This is a genomic window from Mucilaginibacter sp. Bleaf8 (assembly GCF_018390515.1).
In the GTDB taxonomy this organism is placed as follows: domain Bacteria; phylum Bacteroidota; class Bacteroidia; order Sphingobacteriales; family Sphingobacteriaceae; genus Mucilaginibacter.
On the sequence record NZ_JAHBBK010000003.1, the window covers coordinates 89,133 to 110,228 of the forward strand.

Below are 21,096 nucleotides of genomic sequence, written 5' to 3' on the forward strand. Positions count from 1 at the left end.
ATTAAAATGAAGTTATTTAATAAAAGACCAGCCTTTTTGCTGGTTGTCCTGTCACTGATATTTTCATTGGGCGTCGATGCCCAGGACCTGAAGCACCTGAGGAGCTTTATGCAGGCTGCTCCGACACCGCCTGATGCTACTCCTTACGGCAATAATCCCAAAGCAGGTCATTATCTGAATACCGGCAACGCAAAAATTTATTATGAGGTGTATGGTAAAGGCAAACCTTTCGTGATTTTACATGGCGGGGTTTTTGGGTCGACCTATGAAATGGGAAGGTTCATTGACAGCCTTTCCAAAAGTTACCAAGTGATTGCAATCTCCACCCGCGGTCATGGAAAATCAGAAATGGGATCCTCAGAACCTACCTATGAGCAAAAGGCCAATGATGTGAATGCCATCCTAAACACCGTAACAAAAGACAGTGCTATTGCTTTAGGCTTTAGCGACGGGGGTTACACCGGCTATTATTTTGCAGGTATATATCCCAATAAAGTGAGAAAGCTGATCACCATAGGCGCAGGCGAATGGTTAAAAGGATCGCGATCATTTAACATTACACGCAAAGATGCTTTTGGGCTGGATAGTTTGTACTGGAAACAACAGATGGCCTTAAATCCGCACCCGGAAAAATTTGACGACTGGCTGGTGTCAATCAATCAATATTACAATAATGTAAATATCAGCAAAGAGGTATTTGGCAAAGTTCATTGTCCGGTTTTATTGATGGCCGGTGAACTTGATCAGAATGCCACGCTGAAAACGGTGATCGCAGCATATTACATGTTTCCTAAAGTTGAACTGGCTATCATCCCAAATGCCCCCCATCCTGCATTTCAGGTGAATTTTCCGGCAGTATGGGCTGACATTGTTCCTTTTCTGCAGCAATAATTGAATGAAGCAATATTTAATTTAAATAGATATGAGCACAACAAATGAAAAATTGGCCGCTGAGCAAGTGTTACATGCCTATGCGGAAGTGTTGAACAAGGCGGACATCGCGTTAATTTCATCCTTTTACGCTTTTGATGGTTTATTTATGGCACAGGGTTTCAAGACCCTGGCAAAAAAGGATCTGGATGCAGCAGGGAGCAAATTTCTGAAGGTCGGAAACTTTAAGATCAACTACGCTATACAAAATGTTACCGTAGAAAATGAATTTGCATTCATTGATGCCACCGCCCGTACGACAATCACCCGCCGCGGCGGTGAAGAGATCAGCGATAACAGCAGGGACTTTTTTGTGTTAAGGAAAGATGGTACCGACTGGAAAATCTACCGGTACCTGTTCAACAAAATACGAAATTAATATTTCTTTATCAGCCACAATCCTATGAAAGCAGCGTTAATTTACCAGCCAGGCGGTCCCGAAAAATTCGTTTTAGCTGATATTCCTTTGCCTGAGCCGAATGAGGGCTGGGTATTGGTTAAGGTCAAAGCTTTTGGACTTAATCGCTCAGAACTGATGACCCGGAAAGGTTATTCACCTGACGTCGTTTTTCCGCGGGTGCTGGGTATCGAATGCGTTGGCGAAGTGGCAGACGATCCATCAGAAGAATTTAAACCGGGACAAAAGGTAGCCGCCTTTATGGGCGGTATGGGCAGGGGTTTCAACGGTAGTTATGCAGAATATGCCTTATTACCCAAGTCCCTGCTCTGTGCCTTTGAAAGCAAGCTTTCCTGGGACCAGTTAGGTGCGATGCCCGAAATGTTCCAGACGGTATACGGATCATTGCACCTGTCCCTGAAGATTCAGCCGGGAGAAACCATTTTAATCCGCGGCGGTACTTCTTCCATTGGTATGCTGGCTACGCAACTTGCGAAAAATAGCGGGCTGACGGTAATAGCAACAACGAGGAATCCGGACAAAAAAGAGATGCTGCTGAAAAACCGTGTAGATCAGGTACTGATAGAAGACGGCAATTTGGCAGCGCAAATAAAAGCCATATTTCCTGTTGGCGTGAACAAAGTATTAGAATTGGTAGGCACATCCACACTGAAAGATTCCCTCAGCTGCGCTGCTCCGGGTGGTATCGTTTGTATGACGGGCATGCTGGCCGAGCAATGGTCGTTTCAAGAATTCACGCCTATGGATTATATCCCGGCTACCGTTTGCCTGACCGTTTATGATAGCGGGCAGATCAGGGTCGATGCGCAAAGTTTTCAGCAATTCGTCAATGATGTGGAAGCAGGAAAAGTCAACCTCGCGATAGGCCAAACATTTCAACTCTCTGAGATAGCAGACGCTCACCGTTTAATGGATAGCAACACTGCAGGCGGAAAGATTGTCGTGGTTATCTGAAAATTAATATAACATCAAACAGCTGCTTAAATAGTTAAGCAGCTCATATTTATATAAAATCATCAAATGAATAATTCAATTAAAAAAGTACTGGTTACCGGGGCAAGCAACGGGATCGGCTTTGATCTGACCAAAAAATTACTGGCTGAAGGCATTGAAGTAATTGCAGTAACCCGTTCAGGTAAAGTTGGCGATTACACACATGCTAATCTTACTGTTTTCCAGGGAGACATCAGCCATACAGAAAGCATCAATACAGTTGCCCAACAGCTCGAAGAAGCAGGCATTAAATTAGATGTTTTAATTAATAATGCAGGCGTAGGCCTTGATCTTGGGGATGAAATACCAACAGCCGATTTACTGAATGCCACTTTTGCCACCAATACGACAGGAACGGTGTTGTTTACAGAGGCACTATTAAACAGCTTGAATGATGGCGGACAAGTAGTATTTTTATCTACCGCAATGGCTCTGCTGCGTAATGCTGCGCCGAATGCGCCGGCTTACCGGATGTCAAAAGCGGCGATTAACATGTATGCGGTCATGTTGGGCCAAAGGCTTGCCGAAAGAAAAATCAGGGTAACTCCATTGCACCCGGGATGGGTTCAAACCAGGATGGGCGGCGACACAGCACCGGTTACTGTTGAAAAATCAGTGAACGGGATTTTTAAAGCAATCACCGAAAATACCGAAAGCGGTAAATTCTGGAATATTGAATTAGGCGGGCTGGAAGAGTATTAATCACAAATAAACAAGTCAAAAAATAGGCGGGCAACAAATGTCCGCCTATTTTTTTAAGCTCCAAAATTATTACATGGTAATTCCGCCGTCTACCGCGATTGCCTGACCGGTAATCCTCGGCGATTTCGAAATAAAGACGACCGCTTCGGCGATATCTTCAGGCGTTTGGTCAACGCCTTGTGGAATGATCGCTTTTTTATTCCTTTCCCAGGATTGTTCTTCGGTTTCACCTTCCAGTTTCCAACGATCAGCTACACCGCCTTCACCGCGCCACATGCCTGTGCCAACGATGCCCGGACATATCGCATTAACAGTAATGCCATCCAATGCAACTTCTTTAGCAATACTGTTGGTAAAACCAATGACCGCAAATTTCGAGGCTACATAATGGGAAAGATGAGCCATACCCATTTTTCCGGCGATGGATGCTGTATTGATAATGGCACCCGATTTCTTGCGCTTTAAAATTTCCAGTTCTGCTTTGGTACAGACGAAGATACCTTTAGCGTTAACCCCTAAGACACGATCCCACTCATCCGGAGTTATTTCTTCTATACTGCCAATTCCAACGACCCCTGCATTGTTGACCGCGATATCCAGTGTCCCAAAAGTTTCGACGACCTCCTGTAAGGCTGCTTTTACCGAGTCGTAATTGGTAACATCCACAGTTACGCCCAATACGTCGGCACCTTGATCCTCCAGCGCCTTGACTGTACTCGCAACGAAATCCTTTTTGATATCACCAACAACTACCTTTGCACCTTCTTTAGCGAAAGCAAAGGCGATTGCTTTTCCTATTCCGCCACCAGCCCCGGTGATAAAAATTACTTTCTCTTTTAAGTCATTCATAATAATTAATATTTAAGATGTAAAAAATGAATTTGTAATTGGTAAGGTTCATTTGATGACGGGGTTCGAAAGACCGCCTTCTTTCGTAGCAGGACGAACGATCATTCGCAAGTATTGATCCTTTGAGATATATGCCGCACTCCAACTAAACAGCGTTTTGAGTTTGTTTCTGAAGTTGACCAGCGACAGCAGGTGGACGAACAGCCACATTAACCAGGCAAAGAACCCCTGGAAATGCAGCGCTGGCTTAGGCAGATCCGTTACAGCTTTATTCCTGCCGATGATGGCCATGGATCCTTTATCATGATAACGGAATGGCTTTAAGGGGTGGCCGGTCTGTTCTGCATGGATATTATAAGCCAGGTTTTTACCCTGCTGGATGGCGACCTGTGCCAGTTGCGGATGGCCGTTCGGAAAACCCTTATCCAGCGTTTGCAGACAACTGTCTCCAATTGCAAAAATATTGGTCGTTCCTTTTACTTTATTACAAGCATCAACCAGCAACCGTTTACCGCGTCCGTAATACTCTGCCGGTAAGCCTGCAAAGGTCTGCCCGGTCACCCCGGCGGTCCAGATCAGGTTTTTGGTTTCGATCCGTGATCCGTCACCAAGCAGCACACTTTCGCCGTCATAGTCTTTCACCAACTGATTTAAATTGATGATCGCACCCATGGATTCAAGCGATTTTAACGCATAATCCTGTGATTTCTTTGTCATTGGTGCCAGCAGCGTTGGTAAGCCGTCCAGTACATAAATATCGAACGGCAGGGCTGCCAGTTCAGGATAATCCTTTTTGAAAACGTTCTGTTTCAGTTCGGATAGCATCCCTGCTATCTCCACGCCTGTAGGTCCGCCACCTGCAATGACGACATTGGTGAGTTTTTTTTGCTCAGCCGGGTTTTTGGATAGTGTAGCTTCCTCCAGCCTGGTCAGAAGTGTATTTTTTAGCAAAAGCGCATCCGCAACCGTTTTCATAGGAAGGGCGTATTTCCGGACATTTTCGTTTCCGAAAAAATTGCTTTCCGTACCGGTTGCGAGGATCAATCTGGAATACCGCAGTTCCCCTGAAGAAAGTAGAATGAGGTTATCTTCAGGTTTGATCTCCAACAACTCACCCATCCGGAAGGTGAAGTTGGGATGATCTCTAAACAGCTTTCTGTACGGGTAGCTGATGTTGGATACATCTAAAAAGCCTGTCGCTACCTGATAAAGCAGAGGAGGGAAAAAATTATAATTATTCCGGTCTACTAACGTAATATGTAGGTTCTTTTCCTTCTTTAATAAATTTTGGGCGACATTAATGCCGGCAAATCCGCCGCCAACAATGACGATATTATTTCCATATGGTGTCATGATGTTTATAAATTTAATGCTGTTTCTTAGCTGATTCTTTACATTTAGCCAGGATGACCGGGTAACCGGCGGGAATTTGACCTGTAAGCCATCTGGCATAAGTTGTAATACTGATAGGATCCCCGAAGTGAACAAGTCTTGCCGCCGGACCGCAGATAAAACACGCCTGACTATTTTTGCCCGCCTTAAGCACGTAGGTTTCAAACCTTGCGCCGTTCGCATGATTACATATCAGTACCTTTTCGTTCTCCTGAATTTTTGCCGCCTTTAAAATGGCTTCGTCGAGCAGCAGATAATCTTCGCCATCGGGATACACCCTTTTAACCAGGATATGCTGTATTTCGGATTTGAGGACTAATGTCATGTAACCGATATTAAAATTTAGTACTGTTCTTTATCACTCGGAAATTTGCGCGACTTGACGTCTGATACATAGGCATTCGTAGCGTTTGCGATTTGACTGTACAGATCTAAATATCTGCGCAGGAAACGTGGAGCGAAATCCTTTGATATACCTAACAGATCGTGCATGACCAGCACCTGTCCGTCAACATGTTTGCCTGCACCAATACCTATGATGGGTATGGTTAAAGATTCAGCTACCTTTTTTCCTACAGTTGCAGGGATTTTTTCCAACACGATACTAAAGCAACCGGCATCCTGTAAAACCTGTGCGTTGCGTATTAAAGTCTTTGCCTCATTCTCTTCCTTCGCACGAACCGTGTAACTACCAAATTTATAGATAGACTGCGGGGTGAGCCCGAGGTGACCCATCACTGGAATACCCGCCTGAATGAGCCGGGTGACTGATTCAATGATCTCTTCACCGCCCTCGACCTTGAGCGCATGAGCCCCGGCTTCTTTCATCAGTCGTATTCCGGAACTGAGCGCTTGTTTACTGTCGCCCTGATAAGAACCGAAAGGAAGGTCAGTGACGATCATGGCTCTTTTAACCGCTCTGGCTACGCTCTGCGTATGGTAGATCATGTGTTCAAGCGTTATCGGCAACGTAGTGTCATAACCTGCCATCACATTAGCAGCAGAATCACCGACCAGGAGCACATCGACACCTGCTTCATCAAATATCCTGGCCATTGAAAAATCATAGGCGGTCAGCATGCTGATCTTTTCGCCTGAATTCTTCATATCCTGCAAAACTTTGCTGGTAATTTTGGGGAATGCTGTTTTTACTTCCATTGCCATGAACTGCTAATTCCAGTCAATACTTAACCGGTATAATTGTCCATGCAATAGTAGTGGTCAATTTAAATCGATTTTCGTCGAAATAGCTTCATAGTTCGTTCAAATGGAGCAAATGGCCATGAATTTGGCATTGAAACTGGCGAAAAAGAATTTTCAGTGGAATTAAAGTATTAACTTCACGTCGATGGAGGAGATCAAAACCTTTTCACTTTCCAGGCATAGCCGCCTTTTTGCCGTTGCGGATACCAGCAGGGAATATTTATTCATCGCTGCGAATGGGCATCCCTATCCGGAAGAACCTTACCGCGCGGAAAGTTACGCTATTGCTTATCTTAATGAAGGCAGTATATACTTACAGGCAGGTCTTAATAGTTATGAAATTGAGGCACCATCCCTCATTTCTATTGCACCATCGGTGATCCGCAGCTTTCGTAAACGAAGTGACCGATTGAAAATGGACATCATTTTTTTTAAGGACACGTATTTACTTGAAAATTCTGCTGACCTGCTGTTTTTAAATAAATATGATTTTTTCGAGAACAGTGATCTGCATGTATTGTCCATCAAGGAAACTTATCAGCTTAAATTCAGCAAGATATTTGAGATCATTAAAATAACGCAGGCGGCGGCAAACTACCATCAGGCCGAAATCATCCGAAATTATATTTTGGCTTTGATCTATGAAATTGACGCATATCATAAGCAGTACACAGAAGGCGTTCAGTCTCCGCTAACCGGCTATACACTTTTTGCGAAGTTTAAACAATTACTCAACCGTAATTACATGCATGAGCGTAAACTGGAGTTCTATGCCAATCATTTGCATGTCATGCCCAAATCGCTTTCTGCGGCTGTAAAAAAACAGACCGGGAAATCTGCCGGGAAGTGGATTGACGAAACCATCGCACTCGAAGCCAAAGTACTCTTGCAGAATAAATCCTTAACAGTCTCCCAAATCAGCGGTATGCTTAATTTCTCGGATCAATCGGTATTCGGAAAATTTTTCAGGGCCAACTCCGGGCTTTCTCCGGTAGCTTACCGTAAAATGTTCCTTTAATCAATTGCTATTCATCAGGTGAAAAGCCTAATTATTTATCCGAATAAGCCATTTCGACGAACAATGAGGTAATATAGCCGAGTTATGCCGCTGTTTTAGACGGAAATTTGTCCTATCAAAGAAGATAGACAGGACATGGCCGGACAAGCAAATCATTCATCGCAAGATAGCAAGCAACTTTTATTAAAGGGTGCTGAAGAGCTATTTGCCAGGCATGGCTTCGACGGGACTTCCATACGGCTCATTGCAAAAGAACTGAACATTAATTCGGGTATGATCAGTTACTATTTTGGCTCGAAAGAAGCCCTTTATCTCGAAATATTCAAGAATAGACTGATCGAAATTACGGCCGAGATCAACGGGTTTGATCAGTTGGACCTTGATGCCGAACAAAAACTGAGAGGTTATTTACAGCTCTATATCAACAGGATCTCTTCCAACAAAAATTTTCACCGCCTGCTGTATAACCAATTGGCTACCCGTCGCCATCCGGCCGTGATTGCCATGGTAACCGAAGCCCGCGTTCAAATCTACCAGTTCTTGCTGAAGATCATTCAAAGTGGCATCGATACCAGGCATTTCAAAGCTATCGATGCCGAAATATTAGCCCTCAACATCCTGTCATTCATCCCCTCGGTCTTTACAGGTAACCTTTCTTCGTTGATGCATTTGAATGGGCCGGTCAGGGATGACCTTACCTCGCGGATGATCGATCACATACTCCTCATGGTCATTCCCGATAAACTACAATTAAAACTTTCCTGCAATGTGTAATTCTCGTTCCTGTTATCATAATACCTGCCTTGCTGTTGCTGCGTTAATGGTCTTGCTTTTATCAGGCCACACCAATCGTGCAATGGCACAGGTAACGGATCATCCGGGGTTTAACGTATCGCTATCTGAAGCCATTCAGTTTGCCAAAAGCCAAAATAAATCAGTTCAGGCGGTAAGGATCGAGGAAAGTGCATCTGGCGAAGACCGGAAGGACGCTTACCGGGCAGCGCTGCCAACCGTTAATGTGAGCGCGTCTTACCAGCGTTTTTCCGATCTGACCTTATTTACGGAAGGCCTGAGTCATTCCGCAACCGGTCCTCGAAAACCAACCCCAAATGCTGCTGCCCTGGGCGTCGATGCCTTATTCAATATTTACAGTGGCGGACGTCAGCGGGCTTTCCAAAAAGAACAGACCTCAAGGCTGGATCTGGCTAAAGTAAATGCCGAGGATCAATCAGGCAATATCGCCCTGCAGACTGCCGGTCAGTATCTCGATCTGGTTCGGCTGGCCGATCTTAAAAAATATATTCTGGATCAGTTAAAAAGGGCGCAAACCCGTTTGAAGAATATCAACACCCTTTATAAAAACCAAAAAGTTACCAAAAGCGATGTGTTGCGTGCGGAGGTGATGCTTTCTAACGTGGAACTTTCTTTAGCGCAAACCGAAAACGATATCAGTATTGCGAATCAAAGGCTGGATGTACTGATGAATGTGCCGGACAGCGTACGTCTGAATCCTACCGATTCCGCCGCCATGCCAAAGCCAGGGCCTGATTCCCTTCTCCAACTGATTGAACGGGCAGGCATATCTTCTTTCAGCATCCGTAATGCCGCGGAAAATGTGGAAATACAGCGTGCGCGGGTCAATGGCATCCAAAGCGCCAACATGCCATCTCTGGCTTTTTATACGGCGTACGGTTTAAACTACCCAAATTACCTGTTTTTCCCCTCCGTAAACCAAGCGTACGCAGTTGGTTTTGTAGGCCTGAAAGCGCAATACAGCATCTCCTCTCTATACCAAAATAAAAGCAAAGTAGCTGCCGGTAAATTGCGGGTGAAAGAATTAGAACTGCAACAGCAGGCCATCAGTGATAATATCGTTACTGATGTTAAATCTTACTACATCAAATACATAGAGGCGCTGAACCGTATTTCGGTTAATCAGCGCTCCGTGGAACAATCGCAGGTCAATTACCGCATCGTCACCACCAAATATTTCAACCAACTGGCTTTGCTCACAGATCTGCTGGATGCCGACAATCTGCTTCAGGAATCGAGGTTCAACCTGATCAAAGCCCAAACGGACGCACTCACCATTTACTATCACCTCTTATACACCAGCGGCAATTTGTAAAAACGCCTTTGACATGAAAAAAGAAAATCAAAAAATTCATCCCGGAAATATCGTGATCACGATCATTGCTATTATTGTTGTTCTTACCGGCATATTTTACTTTGTTCAGTACTGGGGTTTTAGCCAGCATTACGAGGAGACTAATGATGCCCAGGTGGATTCTTATATCAATCCTGTTTCTGCACGGGCAGGTGGCTACATTGAACAGGTTAAGTTCGAGGAGCATCAACTGGTTAAACGCGGAGATACCCTGGTTATTTTGGATAACAGGGAATACAAAGCGCAACTCGAAGCAGCGGAAGCAGCCATGGAAGATGCACAAGCCCAGCTTACCGTGCTGTCAGCAGGAATTCATTCATCCCAGTTAGGCACTGATGTCAATAAGGATCAGATTAAAGGCGCTCAGGCCAGGTATATCCAGCAGCAGCAGGATATCAGGCGTTATAAAAATCTCGTCAAAGAAGAAGCCGCCACGGGTTCCGATCTGGAACAGGTACAGGCACGTTACGATGTGGCAGCGAGTGACTACAGCGCCGCGCAAAACAGTTTAAAAACAAATCAGGCGCGCGTGGGGGAGTTAAAAACACATTTCGCCCTGCTGAAAGCGGATATCAAACGCAAACAAGCCGCTTTGGAACTTGCCAGGCTAAATTTGTCTTATACGGTCATCAGGGCACCTTACTCCGGGCGATTAGGCCGGAAAAATATACTGGAAGGACAGCAGATACAACCTGGCCAGCCTTTGGTCAGCATCATTAATGAAAATCAAAAGTGGATCACGGCAAACTTTAAAGAAACGCAGGTAGAGGGTATGTATGTCGGCCAGCCCGTCGAAATCAGGGTTGATGCTATCAGTGGAAAGGTATTTAAAGGCAGGATCGAAGCGATAGCCGGCTAGACCGGTTCCCGGTTTTCCCTTTTACCCGCGGATAATTCTACCGGCAACTTTGTCAAGATCATTCAACGGGTTCCCGTAAAAATTGTCTTTGATGCTAAGGACACCAATCAGTTCATACCCGGAATGAATGTGACCGTATCTGTTAAAAAGAAAGCGTCATGAGCAAGCCTGTCTATTTTAAGGATTGGATCAATGACTGGCAATGGGGCGTTCGAATCGCCTTGTTCCTCATCCTGCTCGTGTCGCTGATGCAGTTCGGTATGTTTTCACTAACCCAAAATTACATGGTCGCCTACCTCGGGGCACAGCCTGAAGATATTTCGTTTGCGCTGTTATTGTGCTATGCCGGTATTATCTCGATACTGCCTGTTCAGTTTAGATTTCTGAAATATTTTGAAATAAGAAGCTACCTGATCACCAATATTGTGCTGGCTGTATTGCTGAACTGCTTATGCCTGAACTGCCAGGACATTCATATCTTTTTCATTCTCCGGTTTTTACAAGGCATCTTAGTCGGCAATACTGCTGCCTGTGCGCTTATTCTCATATTCACCCGACTAGAAAGCGAACGTGCGCAAGCCATAGGTTCGGCAGTCTTTTATGGTACTATCCTGGCCAATACCGTATTGATAGGATTGGTAGCAGCAGTTGTGGTGGTTTCGGCAGATTGGAAAGTTACCTACTATTATCTAATCGGCTTTCAAATATTCACGCTCCTGATCTGTTTGCTGGCGCTACGGCGAAAATCGGGTCATAAACCCTATCCTTTGTACCAGATCGACTGGGCCGGATTTGCGATATTTTCGTGCGCTGCTGTAGCCTTTGTCTATACCATCGTCTACGGTTCAAAATACTATTGGTTAGCAGACCCGCGAATCTGCAGGAGTACGATACTGACGGTTTGTGGCGTAGTACTCTTTTTTTACAGGCAGTCGATCATCAAAAGACCATTGATCCATATCAAAGCCTTTACCTACCCCAATTTTTTGATCGGGTTATGCCTGCTGGCCATCTATTACGGCAGCAAAGACAGCATTAACCTGGTTTACAATTATGCCGGAGGAGTGCTCAAATGGAGCACCTTACAGGTCCTGACTTTAGGCTTGTGTAATGTAGCTGCGATAGTAGTCTCACTTGTCGTGTCAACCCAGCTCACCCTGGGCAAACGCCATTCCACCAAGGGCTTTTTAGTAACCGGTTTCCTGCTGATGGTTGGTTATAATCTCTGGATGTGTTTTGTGATGACACCTGATCTGTCTTTTGCAGACCTGCTCTTTCCTGTCATATTACAGGGAACAGCATCGGGATTTTTGTTTGTGCCCATCATCATTTTCACGGTTTCCTCATTACCTCCGGAAACTGGTACTACTGGTCTTGTAGTGGCAGCCTATGCCCGGTTCACGGCATCTTCTAACTCAGTTGCCGGATATTATAATCTCCAGTTATATTTCAATCAGCATTTTAAGGAAGGCTTTTTAGGGTACCTGACCGCAGATAATATAATTACTGCCGACAAGATCAGGGAATTTAAAGCCTTATATACCGCTAAAGGATTTTCAGCAGATCAGGCATCGGCCCTGGCTAATGCAGCGCTTGGTCAAAGTGTTACCCAGCAAACACAGCTACTCACTAACCGGGCGGTATTCCTGACCATTGCCATACTGCTTTTTAGCGTGGCCATGCTCATCCTGATGATACCGGCAATCAACAAGACTTTTTTACACTGGAACCGGCGCATGGTGGTGCCGACAGGAAACCTTTAGCGTATTTAAAAAATATTACAGCAATATCAATTAATCACATTATTCAAATTTAATTTAATCAATATGGAAATCACAGCAGCTGTTGTAAAAGCACAAGGCAGCGAATTTGAACTGGCAAAAGTAATTTTAGATCAACCCAAGTCCGATGAGGTATTGGTCAGGATCGTCGCAACCGGTATTTGCCATACCGATATGGTGGCGCGCGATTTTGTGATGGGCTCACCCAATTTTCCGGTGATCCTGGGTCATGAAGGATCAGGTGTAATCGAAAGCATTGGTGAAGATGTTCATCACCTGAACGTTGGCGACCATGTGGTACTGACCTATGGCTATTGCGGAGAGTGCGAGATCTGCCGCTCAGGTACGCCTGCTTATTGCTACGAGTTTTTTCCACGGAACTTCTCGGGAGCACGGGTAGACGGCACGCATAACCACCATTACCCTGATGGCAAGGTGATCAATGATAATTTCTTTTCACAATCCTCCTTTGCGACTTATGCTGTTGCCCATAAGAACAACGTAATTGCGGTACCTAAAGATGCCCCGTTGGAAATATTGGGCCCTCTGGGCTGCGGTATCCAGACAGGTGCAGGAGCTGTAATCAATTCGTTGAAAGTTAAAGTAGGCAGCACTATTGTCATTACCGGTACCGGCGCTGTCGGCTTAGCCGCATTAATGGCAGCAAAGGCTTCTTCAGCCACTGTAATCATTGCCGTTGACATCAACGAAGAGCGCCTGAACTTCTCTAAAGAACTGGGTGCAACGCATACCATCAACAGTTTGACCGAAGATGTGCAAAAACGCATCCGGGAGATCTTACCGAATGGCGTACAATATGGTATCGATACCACCGGCAGAAACGAAGTGATCAACAATGTATTGGCAAGCCTGGCACCGGTAGGTGAGATGGTTTGCATAGGCGTGGCCCGTAAACCATTAGAGCTTGAAACGAATATCTTTTTGACCAAAGGATATAAGATCAGGTGGATCAACCAGGGGGACAGCGTTCCGCAGGAATTCATTCCTAAACTGATCCACATGTATCAGTTAGGCCAGTTTCCTTTTGACAAACTGATCAAAAAATACGCGTTTCAGGATATTAATGAAGCTGTTGAAGATTCGGAAAAAGGGAAGACGATCAAATCAGTATTATTGATCGGCGAATACAAACAATAGGCTCATTAACCGTTACTTACATACCCGGTGTCACCGGGTATGTAAGTATAATTTAAAAATAGAAATCATGAGTAAAATAATAGGTATCCTCGCAGGGAGTCTGCGCAAAGAGTCTTTTTCAAAAAAATTAGCGAAGGCCGTGCTTGGTATGGCACCAGAAGGCTATGCGTTTAAAATCATTTCATTAGCCGACCTTCCGATCTATAATCAGGATTTCGATGACCACAATGACATTCCCCAGGCCATCACGGATTTCAGGAACGAGATGGAGACCGTTGACGGCGTTATTTTCATTACACCTGAATATAACAGGTCAGTGCCGGCCGTTTTGAAAAATGCTCTGGATGTAGGCTCAAGGCCGTATGGCAAAAGTGTATGGGATGCAAAGCCGGCAGCGGTATTCAGCAATTCACCTGGGAATCTTTCTGCTTTTGGCGCCAATCACCATTTAAGGCAAAGCCTGGTGTTTTTAAACGTTCCGACCATGCAACAGCCGGAAGTTTACCTTCCGAACGTTAGTGAGTTGTTTGATGAAAACGGGGTTTTGAAGGAAGGAAGTACGAAGGACTTTTTGCAGAAAGCAGTGAATGCTTATATCATTTGGTTCTCGAAAAATACTGAAAAGATTTAGTACCAGGTTATTTATAAATCAATCCCTGCGTAATTAACTCACGGTTATTGCAATGAAAGCAGCTCACTGCATAGCTTATTTAGTGAAGGAGTTGCTTTCTGATTCTGCTTAAGCTTTCCGGGGTAATTCCTAAGTACGAGGCAATGTAAATTAATGGTATACGGGCCGCGATTTGTGGAAAATCGCTGACCAAGAGCCGGTAACGTTCCTCTGCATTTTGGCTGACCGTGGAACTAAGGCGTTGCTGAAGGCTCACATACGCGCGCTGGAACAACTGTCGAAAATATCTTTCCAGCGCGGGTACTTGTACATAAAGGAGCTCAAGTTCATGGTGCGGCAAAAGTAATATCTCGCTATCTTCAATAGCTTCAATACTGACATTTCCATGCGCCTGCGTAATGAAGCTGGAAAGATCTCCTATCCAATGATCTTCAAGACCAAGCTGAATAATATGTTCCACTCCATCTTTATCGACCGTAAAGGACCGGAGTGCACCCTTTTCGATAAAATAAATGTACCGGCTTATATCGCCCTCGGTCAGTAAACTTCTTCGTTTTTTAACAAATCTTTTAGCCAATACTTTTTCGATCAGTTCAAAATCAGTATCCGTTATCCGGGCATATTTGTTAAAATTGTCGAAAAGGAGCGTAGAGAGCATAGTGATGAATTACACCGCAATTTATAGACTTTTGGCTGATATCCAATCAACCAGGTCAGCCAGCTCTTTTTCACCTACAGTGTGCACCATATCGTATTCTTTGTAGGTAATATTATCGGTCAGCGGCTGTAAGTAAGCAAGCGCATCATGAGCATAGGTTAATGGAAGAACAGGGTCCTGTTTCCCGTGGGCAATAAAGATCGGTAAGCTCTGCAATTCTTCTTTTGATTTGATCAATGGCTTCACCTCGGGTAATAACCTGCTGCTTAAGATAAATATACCTGCTAATTTCTTAGGAAAAGTAAGGCCTACACTATAGGACATGATACCGCCCTGGCTGAAACCTCCCAAAAATACTTTATGGGAATCGAGGTCATATTTATCAATTAACTGGCTGATGAAGGCATTGATCACCAACCGGCTTTTTTCAGCTTGTTCAGCGTTAACTACCCGCACTCCGTTACTGAAGCCTAATTCAAACCAGGTATATTTTCCGGGCGAGATCGTGTATGGCGCTCTGGCCGAAACAATAACAAAACCAGTTGGAAATTTAATGGCCAATCTGAAAAGGTCTTCTTCATTACTTCCAATACCATGCAACAGCAGAATCAAACCCGGCTTTCTTTCTGAAGTAACGGGTTGATGTACTTTATATACGAGCATCAGCTCTTCACCCTTGAGGGCATTTGTTTTATGTTCCATTATGTAATTTTCTAAATAAGTTATCCGGCCTGAAAGCAGCGCATACTTAAACTGCCGAACTGGTAGCCTTCATAAATGTGTTTAATCTCTTCGTTCCTGCTGATCAGGCCCAGCGCATACATCAGCGGCAGGTAATGGTCATTGGTCGGAATAGACAGGCGTGCAGCCGATCCAGCTTTTTCATAATTGATCAAAGATTCGAAATTGCGGTTCTCCAACTGATCCTTAACGAACTGGTCGAACTCTACATTCCAATCGTATGGTTTGGCATCGATATCCCGCCAGTCGATCATGCGTAGGTTATGCACGATGTTTCCGCTGCATAGGATCAATACGCCTTTACGGCGCAGTTCTTTCAGTTGTTCGCCTAATTGATAATGGAAGGCCGCCGGTCTGGAATAGTTCATGCTCATTTCAAAAACCGGCACATCGGCATCCGGCCAGATAAACTTCAATACGGTCCAGGCTCCATGGTCAAGACCCATGTCGTGGTCTTCTATGACATCGGTAACGGAAACCATTGATTTTAATTCACGTGCCAGTTCCGGATGGCCCTTTGGTTCATATTTCACTTCAAACAGTTCCCTGTCGAAACCGCCAAAGTCATAGATTGTACGCGGAAAGGGGTTTACGCTGACATAGGTGCCGATCGTTTCCCAGTGTGCTGAGATCACCAATACTGCGCTCGGCTTATCGATAGTTTTGCCCAGCTTGGTCAGCATTTGCGTAAAATCGTTATGCCACAAAGCATTCATGGGGTGGCCGTGTCCAATAAACAGCATCGGCATCGTTTTTTCCCTAAGCGGAAAATTTCCGGCGATGTTCGCCAGTTCCTGCAGTTTCATTTTTGATCCTTTCAGCAGGCATACCATTGAAGTATGCCTGCGTTTTTTATTGATTTATTTACCTAAACCGATTTGGTCCATAAAGGTCTTATTATCCCAGAATAAGTGTTCTTCGATCATCACACCATCTTTCCAGATACCAATAGTCGCCATTGGAAAATCGAATTTTTTACCGGTTGGCTGGATGAACTTGCCATTACCAATAGGCATCGGTTTGGTGAAAGTACCCTGAAACACACCGGTTACGGCTGTAAAATTACCTGATCCGAAACGGATAGGGTGCTGTTTGATTCGGGTATCAGGCGCATATATAAATAAGGCCTTCATGTCTTCAATATGTTTGGCCAGACCTACGGTAATGTGACCATCCGGCCAGTATACTTTAATGTCCTTACCATGGCTCTCATGAAAACGTGCCCATTGCTGGCCGCTAAATACCGTAAAATCTAAGGTGTCAAAAGTTTTCAGGTGTTTTTGTACCAACGCATCGGCTGCTGTCAGCTGTTTAAGCTGCTGCTGCATTTTAGCGATTTCTTGTTTGGTTTGTGCTTTTACAGATAAAGTGCCTGTACCAATCATGACCAAGAGTACGATGGTCAATTTTGTGAAGTTTTTCATTTTTTTAAGTGTTTATTAACACCACAAAGTTGCCGTTTGATGAATAATAAACACTTGACGTGGGGTAAGAAATAGACTTAACCTTTGTTAAGATGATCACACATTTACTTTAGATTTAATTTTTATGGAAAGCTATATACCATTCGCAATCCATTGCGGTAATACTACCGCTTGACATTTTTTTAATGAACTCCATTGGTTTCATGCCGGTATAACGTCAACATACGCTGCTGAATGCGGAAAAGCTTCCCTGTGATACACTTCTTTCACAGTATTTACTGCTTTTCTTATACCATTTACGGTTACGGAGGTTGTAGACCATTAATCAAGCTTCATTTTCTGTATGCGTACCGCATTTAAAATAGCAAGCAATGCCACCCCCACGTCCGCAATCACCGCTTCCCAAAGATTGGCTACCCCGCCTGCACCCAGTACCAGCACAATCACTTTGACGATCATGGCAATGGCGATATTCTGCCACACGACTCGGCTGGTGATCTTGCCTACCTGAATAGCAGTAGTAATTTTAGAAGGCTGATCGTTCTGGATGACAATATCAGCTGTTTCAATGGTCGCGTCACTACCTAAACCGCCCATTGCAATACCCGCATCAGCCAGGGCAACTACCGGCGCATCATTCACCCCATCGCCCACAAAGGCGATCCGGCTACCCGCATCTTTAAACCCTTGCACCTTCTGAACTTTCCCATCCGGCAGCAAATCACCAAAGGCTTTATCAATGCCCAAGGTTTTGGCAACCTTATCGACTACCGCCTGCTTGTCACCTGATAACATGACTGTTTGCAGCTTTAAGTTGTGCATCCGCTCAATGGCTTCTTTTGCATCTTCTTTGATTTCGTCAGCAATGGTAATATACCCTGCATACCGGTTATCTACCGCCAGTACCACCACTGTATCTACCAAACTATCAACCGCAGAAGGATAGGCCACATCGAACTTCTCCAGCAACTTGGCATTCCCTGCCAGTACGGTTTTCTCGTTAACCGTTCCTTTCAAGCCATGTCCCGAAATTTCCTCGACGTTTTCCGCTTTTAGGTCGCTCGCCCCGTTGCCTGCATATTCGACTACCGCTTTGGCAATCGGGTGGGTAGAGTTCGCTTCGATCGCGGCGGCGGTTCTTACTAGTTCATTTTTATCAAAGTTATCCGTCACTACTTCCTGCAATTTGAACACCCCTTTGGTAAGTGTCCCGGTTTTATCCATGATGACGGTATTGATCTTAGTCATCACGTCCAAAAAGTTAGAACCTTTAAACAGGATGCCGTTCCGTGAGGCAAGCCCGATACCGCCAAAGTAGCCCAGTGGAATGGATACCACCAGCGCACAAGGGCAGCTGATGACCAGGAACACCAAAGCCCGATAAAACCACTGGTGAAAGTTATAGGCGTCCACAAAGAAGTAAGGCGCAAAGCAAACCAGTACGGCCAGGGCAAAAACGATAGGCGTATAGATTTTCGCAAACCGGCTGATAAAAAGTTGTGTTTGTGATTTCCGCGCGGTGGCATCCTGCACCATTTCCAGTATCTGGCTCAGCTTACTGTCTTTAAACAGTGCTTTGACCTGCACCTCGCTCACTTTATCCAGGTTAATCATCCCGGCCAGCGCCTTTTCGCCTTTGCGTTTGGTATCGGGCTTGCTCTCACCGGTCAGGGCTGCGGTATTGAACGTGGCTGCATCCGAATACAGCTCACCATCCAGCGCAACCTTTTCACCCGCTTTCACTTGTATGATCTCGTCTACCTGAACGGTTTTCGGGTCTACGTCCGTAGCTTTTCCATCACGCATCACCGTTACCTTGTCCGGCCTGATATCCAACAATGCCTTGATGCTTTTCTTCGCGCGGTTAACGGCTGCATCCTGGAACCACTCGCCAATCGAATAAAATACCATCACGGCCACGCCCTCGCTATATGAACCGATGCTGAAAGCCCCGACGGTGGCCACGCTCATCAGGAAAAACTCATTAAAGAAATCAAAGTGCTTGGCCTTGCGCCAGGCCATGGCCAAGACGTTATACCCCGAAAGCCCGAAAGCAATCAAAAAGATAATCAGGTTGATGGGAAATGGAGGCTGAAACTTAAAACCGTATTCCAGCGTTAGCATCACCGCCAGTATCAAAAGCGCAGTGAGCAGCGGCCAGTGTCTCAGCCAGCTTTCCGCTTCCTCGGGTGCTGCGGTCAGATTCAGCGTTTCATCTTCCTCATCATGGTCATGGCCGCCTGCTGCATGCTGGTCGGCCTCGTGTGCCCGCTCATTATTCACGGCAGTAGGGCTTTCTTCGGAAGGCTTCCCGGTAAGCTTTTTATCTTCTGCCTGATGTTGGGTGTTTTCCATTATTTTGTTTTAAGTAGTTGTGGGTGTAATTTGTTTCGTATCCTGCAATCAGATGAGGCTGCGGATGTCATTATATAATACAAAAGCGACAATGCCCATCAGCAGGCAAAAGCCTGTGACCTGGATGAGTTGCAGCGTTTCGGGTTTAATCGGCTTACCTCGTACCCCTTCGATGGCTACCAAAAAAATCTGTCCGCCATCCAGAGAAGGTATGGGTAACACATTAATAAAGCCAATGCCGATCGACAGCAGGGCAATCAGGCTCCAAAACCGTTTCCATTCCAGATGCTCACCAAACATGGTGGCGATCTTGACCGGCCCGTTCAGCGCTTCTTGCATCTTGACCTCACCCGAAAGCATCTGTCCGAAACCTTTTACGTTATCAGATATGGAGTTTAAGGTACGCTCCGTACCGGTAGCAATAGAACTGCCAACCGTTACTGGTACCGGCCGGTAAGCTGGCTTTTTGCTGCGTAAACTAAAGCCGATATGACCATCCTTGTCCCAGTGTGCCCTGAGCCGCATGGCCTGACCATCATGAATAACGGTGACATATAATTCACGTGCTTTGTTTTCCTGCAGCTTGACCTGGAACTCTTCAAAGGAATGTATGGAATCCCCATTTAGGGTGAATATGCCGGTCTGCTTGAATTCCTTGGTACCATACAAATTCAGATTGCTTAAAACCGAATCGGCTTTATAGTCGGCATTGACCGAAAAGAAATCCGTCATGCCCTGATCAGCAATGGTCTGCATCACTTGTGGTGGTACGGCAATATGCAGGTGCACGCGTTCTTTTCCTTTCGACCGCACAACAGATAAAACTGTCTTACCCCTTATCAGGCGGCTGCTGGTAAGTTCTTCTTCGTCCACCATCGGTTCGTCGTCAACCGCGATGAGCTGATCGCCCGCCTCGAGGCCAGCGAGCTTACCCAGTTTGCCTGGGTCAATACGGTATTCCTGTCCCAATGAAGCAACATAACCTTTTCCATACCTGAGCGTCAGACCAGTAAACAGGATGATGGCCAGTAAGACGTTCATCAGAATGCCGCTCAGCATGACAATAATCCGTTGCCATACCGGTTTGTTATGGTATCTGCGGTGGGCAAAGGTACCCTCACTGGCTTCTTCATCCTCGTGGTTGGAGAGCATACCCGCCATTTTTACATACCCCCCCAGCGGCAGCCAGCCTATGCCGTATTCCGTTCCTTTATAATGGAACTTGAATAACCGCAAACCCCACGCATCAAAAAACAGGTAAAACTTCCTGACCCGTATACCGAATGCCTTCGCCGCCACAAAGTGCCCGAACTCGTGTACCAATACCAGCAGTGACATTCCGGCCACAAATTGTAATATCATGATGAGTAACCGCATATTATTTCTGACTTTGGCTTAAATTGGACTGATAGGCCGCTTTCACTTCATTCACCGCTATATTGAGCATCCCTGCAAACTCGCGAAAACTAAAAGATTGCGGTTTGAGCAGTAAGATCAAACGAGGCAGCCAGGCGCTTTTCGGCTGCGCCTTAAAATGCTGCTGAATGCTTTCCGCGGCCAGGCCGTAAACGACCTGTTCCAAATCGTCTGTATCATTCAAGCCGCCCATATGTCGGTAGAATCTGACAAACACATCCTGTACAAGTTCATCAGTATCCTCATGGTCTAAGCCCTGATGACGGATAAAAAAGTAGATGCGCTGCTGATATCGGGCCAGCAGCTGACTGAATGCCTGCTGGCGTGTTTCGGCTTTTAACAAGCCTTCGAGTATGATTTGATTATTGATGATTATCGTTTCCATGATCTTTTTTCTCCTT

22 protein-coding genes and 1 pseudogene are annotated in these 21,096 nt (G+C 45.3%); 12 read left to right on the forward strand and 11 right to left on the reverse strand.

The genetic code is table 11. The features are described from left to right. Positions 1–6 precede the first annotated feature (6 nt). From KHS38_RS13750 to KHS38_RS13765, 4 genes are all read left to right on the forward strand, one after another. Complete coding sequence (locus KHS38_RS13750; protein ID WP_213489176.1) at positions 7–891, forward strand: alpha/beta fold hydrolase; 885 nt, start codon at positions 7–9, stop codon at positions 889–891. Between the two features lie 31 nt (positions 892–922). Next, positions 923–1,309, forward strand: a complete 387-nt coding sequence (locus tag KHS38_RS13755; RefSeq protein ID WP_213489177.1) for a YybH family protein — start codon at positions 923–925, stop codon at positions 1,307–1,309. A gap of 24 nt (positions 1,310–1,333) precedes the next feature. After that, complete coding sequence (locus KHS38_RS13760) at positions 1,334–2,302, forward strand: zinc-binding alcohol dehydrogenase family protein (RefSeq protein WP_213489178.1); 969 nt, start codon at positions 1,334–1,336, stop codon at positions 2,300–2,302. A 66-nt stretch (positions 2,303–2,368) separates the two neighbouring features. After that, complete coding sequence (locus KHS38_RS13765) at positions 2,369–3,043, forward strand: SDR family NAD(P)-dependent oxidoreductase (protein ID WP_213489179.1); 675 nt, start codon at positions 2,369–2,371, stop codon at positions 3,041–3,043. A gap of 69 nt (positions 3,044–3,112) precedes the next feature. On the opposite strand, the gene KHS38_RS13770 is transcribed toward KHS38_RS13765, so the two are convergent. From KHS38_RS13770 to panB, 4 genes are read right to left on the reverse strand one after another with little or no spacing between them, the layout of a single operon-like run. Next, entirely contained in the window at positions 3,113–3,892 is a 780-nt protein-coding gene (locus tag KHS38_RS13770; RefSeq protein WP_213489180.1) for an SDR family NAD(P)-dependent oxidoreductase, read from the reverse strand. A gap of 48 nt (positions 3,893–3,940) precedes the next feature. Beyond that, a complete protein-coding gene (locus KHS38_RS13775; RefSeq protein WP_213489181.1) occupies positions 3,941–5,245 on the reverse strand; it encodes an NAD(P)/FAD-dependent oxidoreductase in 1,305 nt (434 codons plus the stop codon). Positions 5,246–5,258: 13 nt separating this feature from the next. After that, complete coding sequence (locus KHS38_RS13780) at positions 5,259–5,609, reverse strand: aspartate 1-decarboxylase (RefSeq protein WP_213489182.1); 351 nt, start codon at positions 5,607–5,609, stop codon at positions 5,259–5,261. A 17-nt stretch (positions 5,610–5,626) separates the two neighbouring features. Further along, positions 5,627–6,442 carry a 3-methyl-2-oxobutanoate hydroxymethyltransferase gene (gene panB, locus KHS38_RS13785; protein WP_213489844.1) on the reverse strand — a complete coding sequence of 272 codons (816 nt, stop codon included), beginning with the start codon at positions 6,440–6,442 and terminating at the stop codon, positions 5,627–5,629. A 190-nt stretch (positions 6,443–6,632) separates the two neighbouring features. On the opposite strand from panB, the gene KHS38_RS13790 reads away from it, so the two are divergent. From KHS38_RS13790 to KHS38_RS13820, 8 genes and pseudogenes are all read left to right on the forward strand, one after another. After that, positions 6,633–7,505: a helix-turn-helix domain-containing protein gene (locus tag KHS38_RS13790; RefSeq protein WP_213489183.1), complete on the forward strand. Its 873-nt coding sequence runs from the start codon at positions 6,633–6,635 to the stop codon at positions 7,503–7,505. A 135-nt stretch (positions 7,506–7,640) separates the two neighbouring features. Then, positions 7,641–8,279 (forward strand): TetR/AcrR family transcriptional regulator, encoded by a 639-nt coding sequence (locus KHS38_RS13795; RefSeq protein WP_213489184.1) that lies wholly within the window; start codon positions 7,641–7,643, stop codon positions 8,277–8,279. Positions 8,280–8,361: 82 nt separating this feature from the next. After that, on the forward strand, positions 8,362–9,633 hold the full coding sequence (locus KHS38_RS13800; RefSeq protein WP_213489185.1) for a TolC family protein: 1,272 nt from the start codon (positions 8,362–8,364) through the stop codon (positions 9,631–9,633). Between the two features lie 13 nt (positions 9,634–9,646). Next, positions 9,647–10,531: an HlyD family secretion protein gene (locus KHS38_RS13805; RefSeq protein WP_213489186.1), complete on the forward strand. Its 885-nt coding sequence runs from the start codon at positions 9,647–9,649 to the stop codon at positions 10,529–10,531. Between the two features lie 33 nt (positions 10,532–10,564). Then, positions 10,565–10,693, forward strand: a pseudogene (locus KHS38_RS22535) (HlyD family secretion protein); the annotation flags it as partial. After that, positions 10,690–12,294 carry an MFS transporter gene (locus tag KHS38_RS13810; RefSeq protein ID WP_213489187.1) on the forward strand — a complete coding sequence of 535 codons (1,605 nt, stop codon included), beginning with the start codon at positions 10,690–10,692 and terminating at the stop codon, positions 12,292–12,294. The pseudogene KHS38_RS22535 and the gene KHS38_RS13810, both read left to right, overlap by 4 nt. Before the next feature lie 63 nt (positions 12,295–12,357). Beyond that, complete coding sequence (locus KHS38_RS13815; protein WP_213489188.1) at positions 12,358–13,470, forward strand: NAD(P)-dependent alcohol dehydrogenase; 1,113 nt, start codon at positions 12,358–12,360, stop codon at positions 13,468–13,470. 67 nt (positions 13,471–13,537) lie between these two features. Next, positions 13,538–14,101, forward strand: a complete 564-nt coding sequence (locus KHS38_RS13820) for an NADPH-dependent FMN reductase (RefSeq protein ID WP_213489189.1) — start codon at positions 13,538–13,540, stop codon at positions 14,099–14,101. Positions 14,102–14,180: 79 nt separating this feature from the next. Here the strand turns inward: KHS38_RS13820 and KHS38_RS13825 are convergent, their stop codons facing one another. The 7 genes from KHS38_RS13825 to KHS38_RS13855 all read right to left on the reverse strand — a co-directional run bounded on the left by KHS38_RS13825 (position 14,181) and on the right by KHS38_RS13855 (position 21,080). Further along, entirely contained in the window at positions 14,181–14,759 is a 579-nt protein-coding gene (locus KHS38_RS13825) for a Crp/Fnr family transcriptional regulator (protein WP_213489190.1), read from the reverse strand. A gap of 21 nt (positions 14,760–14,780) precedes the next feature. Beyond that, complete coding sequence (locus KHS38_RS13830) at positions 14,781–15,461, reverse strand: alpha/beta hydrolase (protein WP_213489191.1); 681 nt, start codon at positions 15,459–15,461, stop codon at positions 14,781–14,783. A 20-nt stretch (positions 15,462–15,481) separates the two neighbouring features. Beyond that, positions 15,482–16,333: a 4,5-DOPA-extradiol-dioxygenase gene (gene ygiD / locus KHS38_RS13835; RefSeq protein WP_213489192.1), complete on the reverse strand. Its 852-nt coding sequence runs from the start codon at positions 16,331–16,333 to the stop codon at positions 15,482–15,484. A gap of 27 nt (positions 16,334–16,360) precedes the next feature. Beyond that, positions 16,361–16,924, reverse strand: a complete 564-nt coding sequence (locus tag KHS38_RS13840) for an ester cyclase (RefSeq protein WP_213489193.1) — start codon at positions 16,922–16,924, stop codon at positions 16,361–16,363. A 321-nt stretch (positions 16,925–17,245) separates the two neighbouring features. Next, positions 17,246–19,279 (reverse strand): heavy metal translocating P-type ATPase, encoded by a 2,034-nt coding sequence (locus tag KHS38_RS13845; protein ID WP_213489194.1) that lies wholly within the window; start codon positions 19,277–19,279, stop codon positions 17,246–17,248. Positions 19,280–19,327: 48 nt separating this feature from the next. After that, on the reverse strand, positions 19,328–20,641 hold the full coding sequence (gene rseP, locus KHS38_RS13850; RefSeq protein ID WP_213489195.1) for an RIP metalloprotease RseP: 1,314 nt from the start codon (positions 20,639–20,641) through the stop codon (positions 19,328–19,330). Positions 20,642–20,657: 16 nt separating this feature from the next. Beyond that, positions 20,658–21,080 carry an RNA polymerase sigma factor gene (locus KHS38_RS13855; protein ID WP_213489196.1) on the reverse strand — a complete coding sequence of 141 codons (423 nt, stop codon included), beginning with the start codon at positions 21,078–21,080 and terminating at the stop codon, positions 20,658–20,660. Between the last annotated feature and the right edge of the window lie 16 nt (positions 21,081–21,096).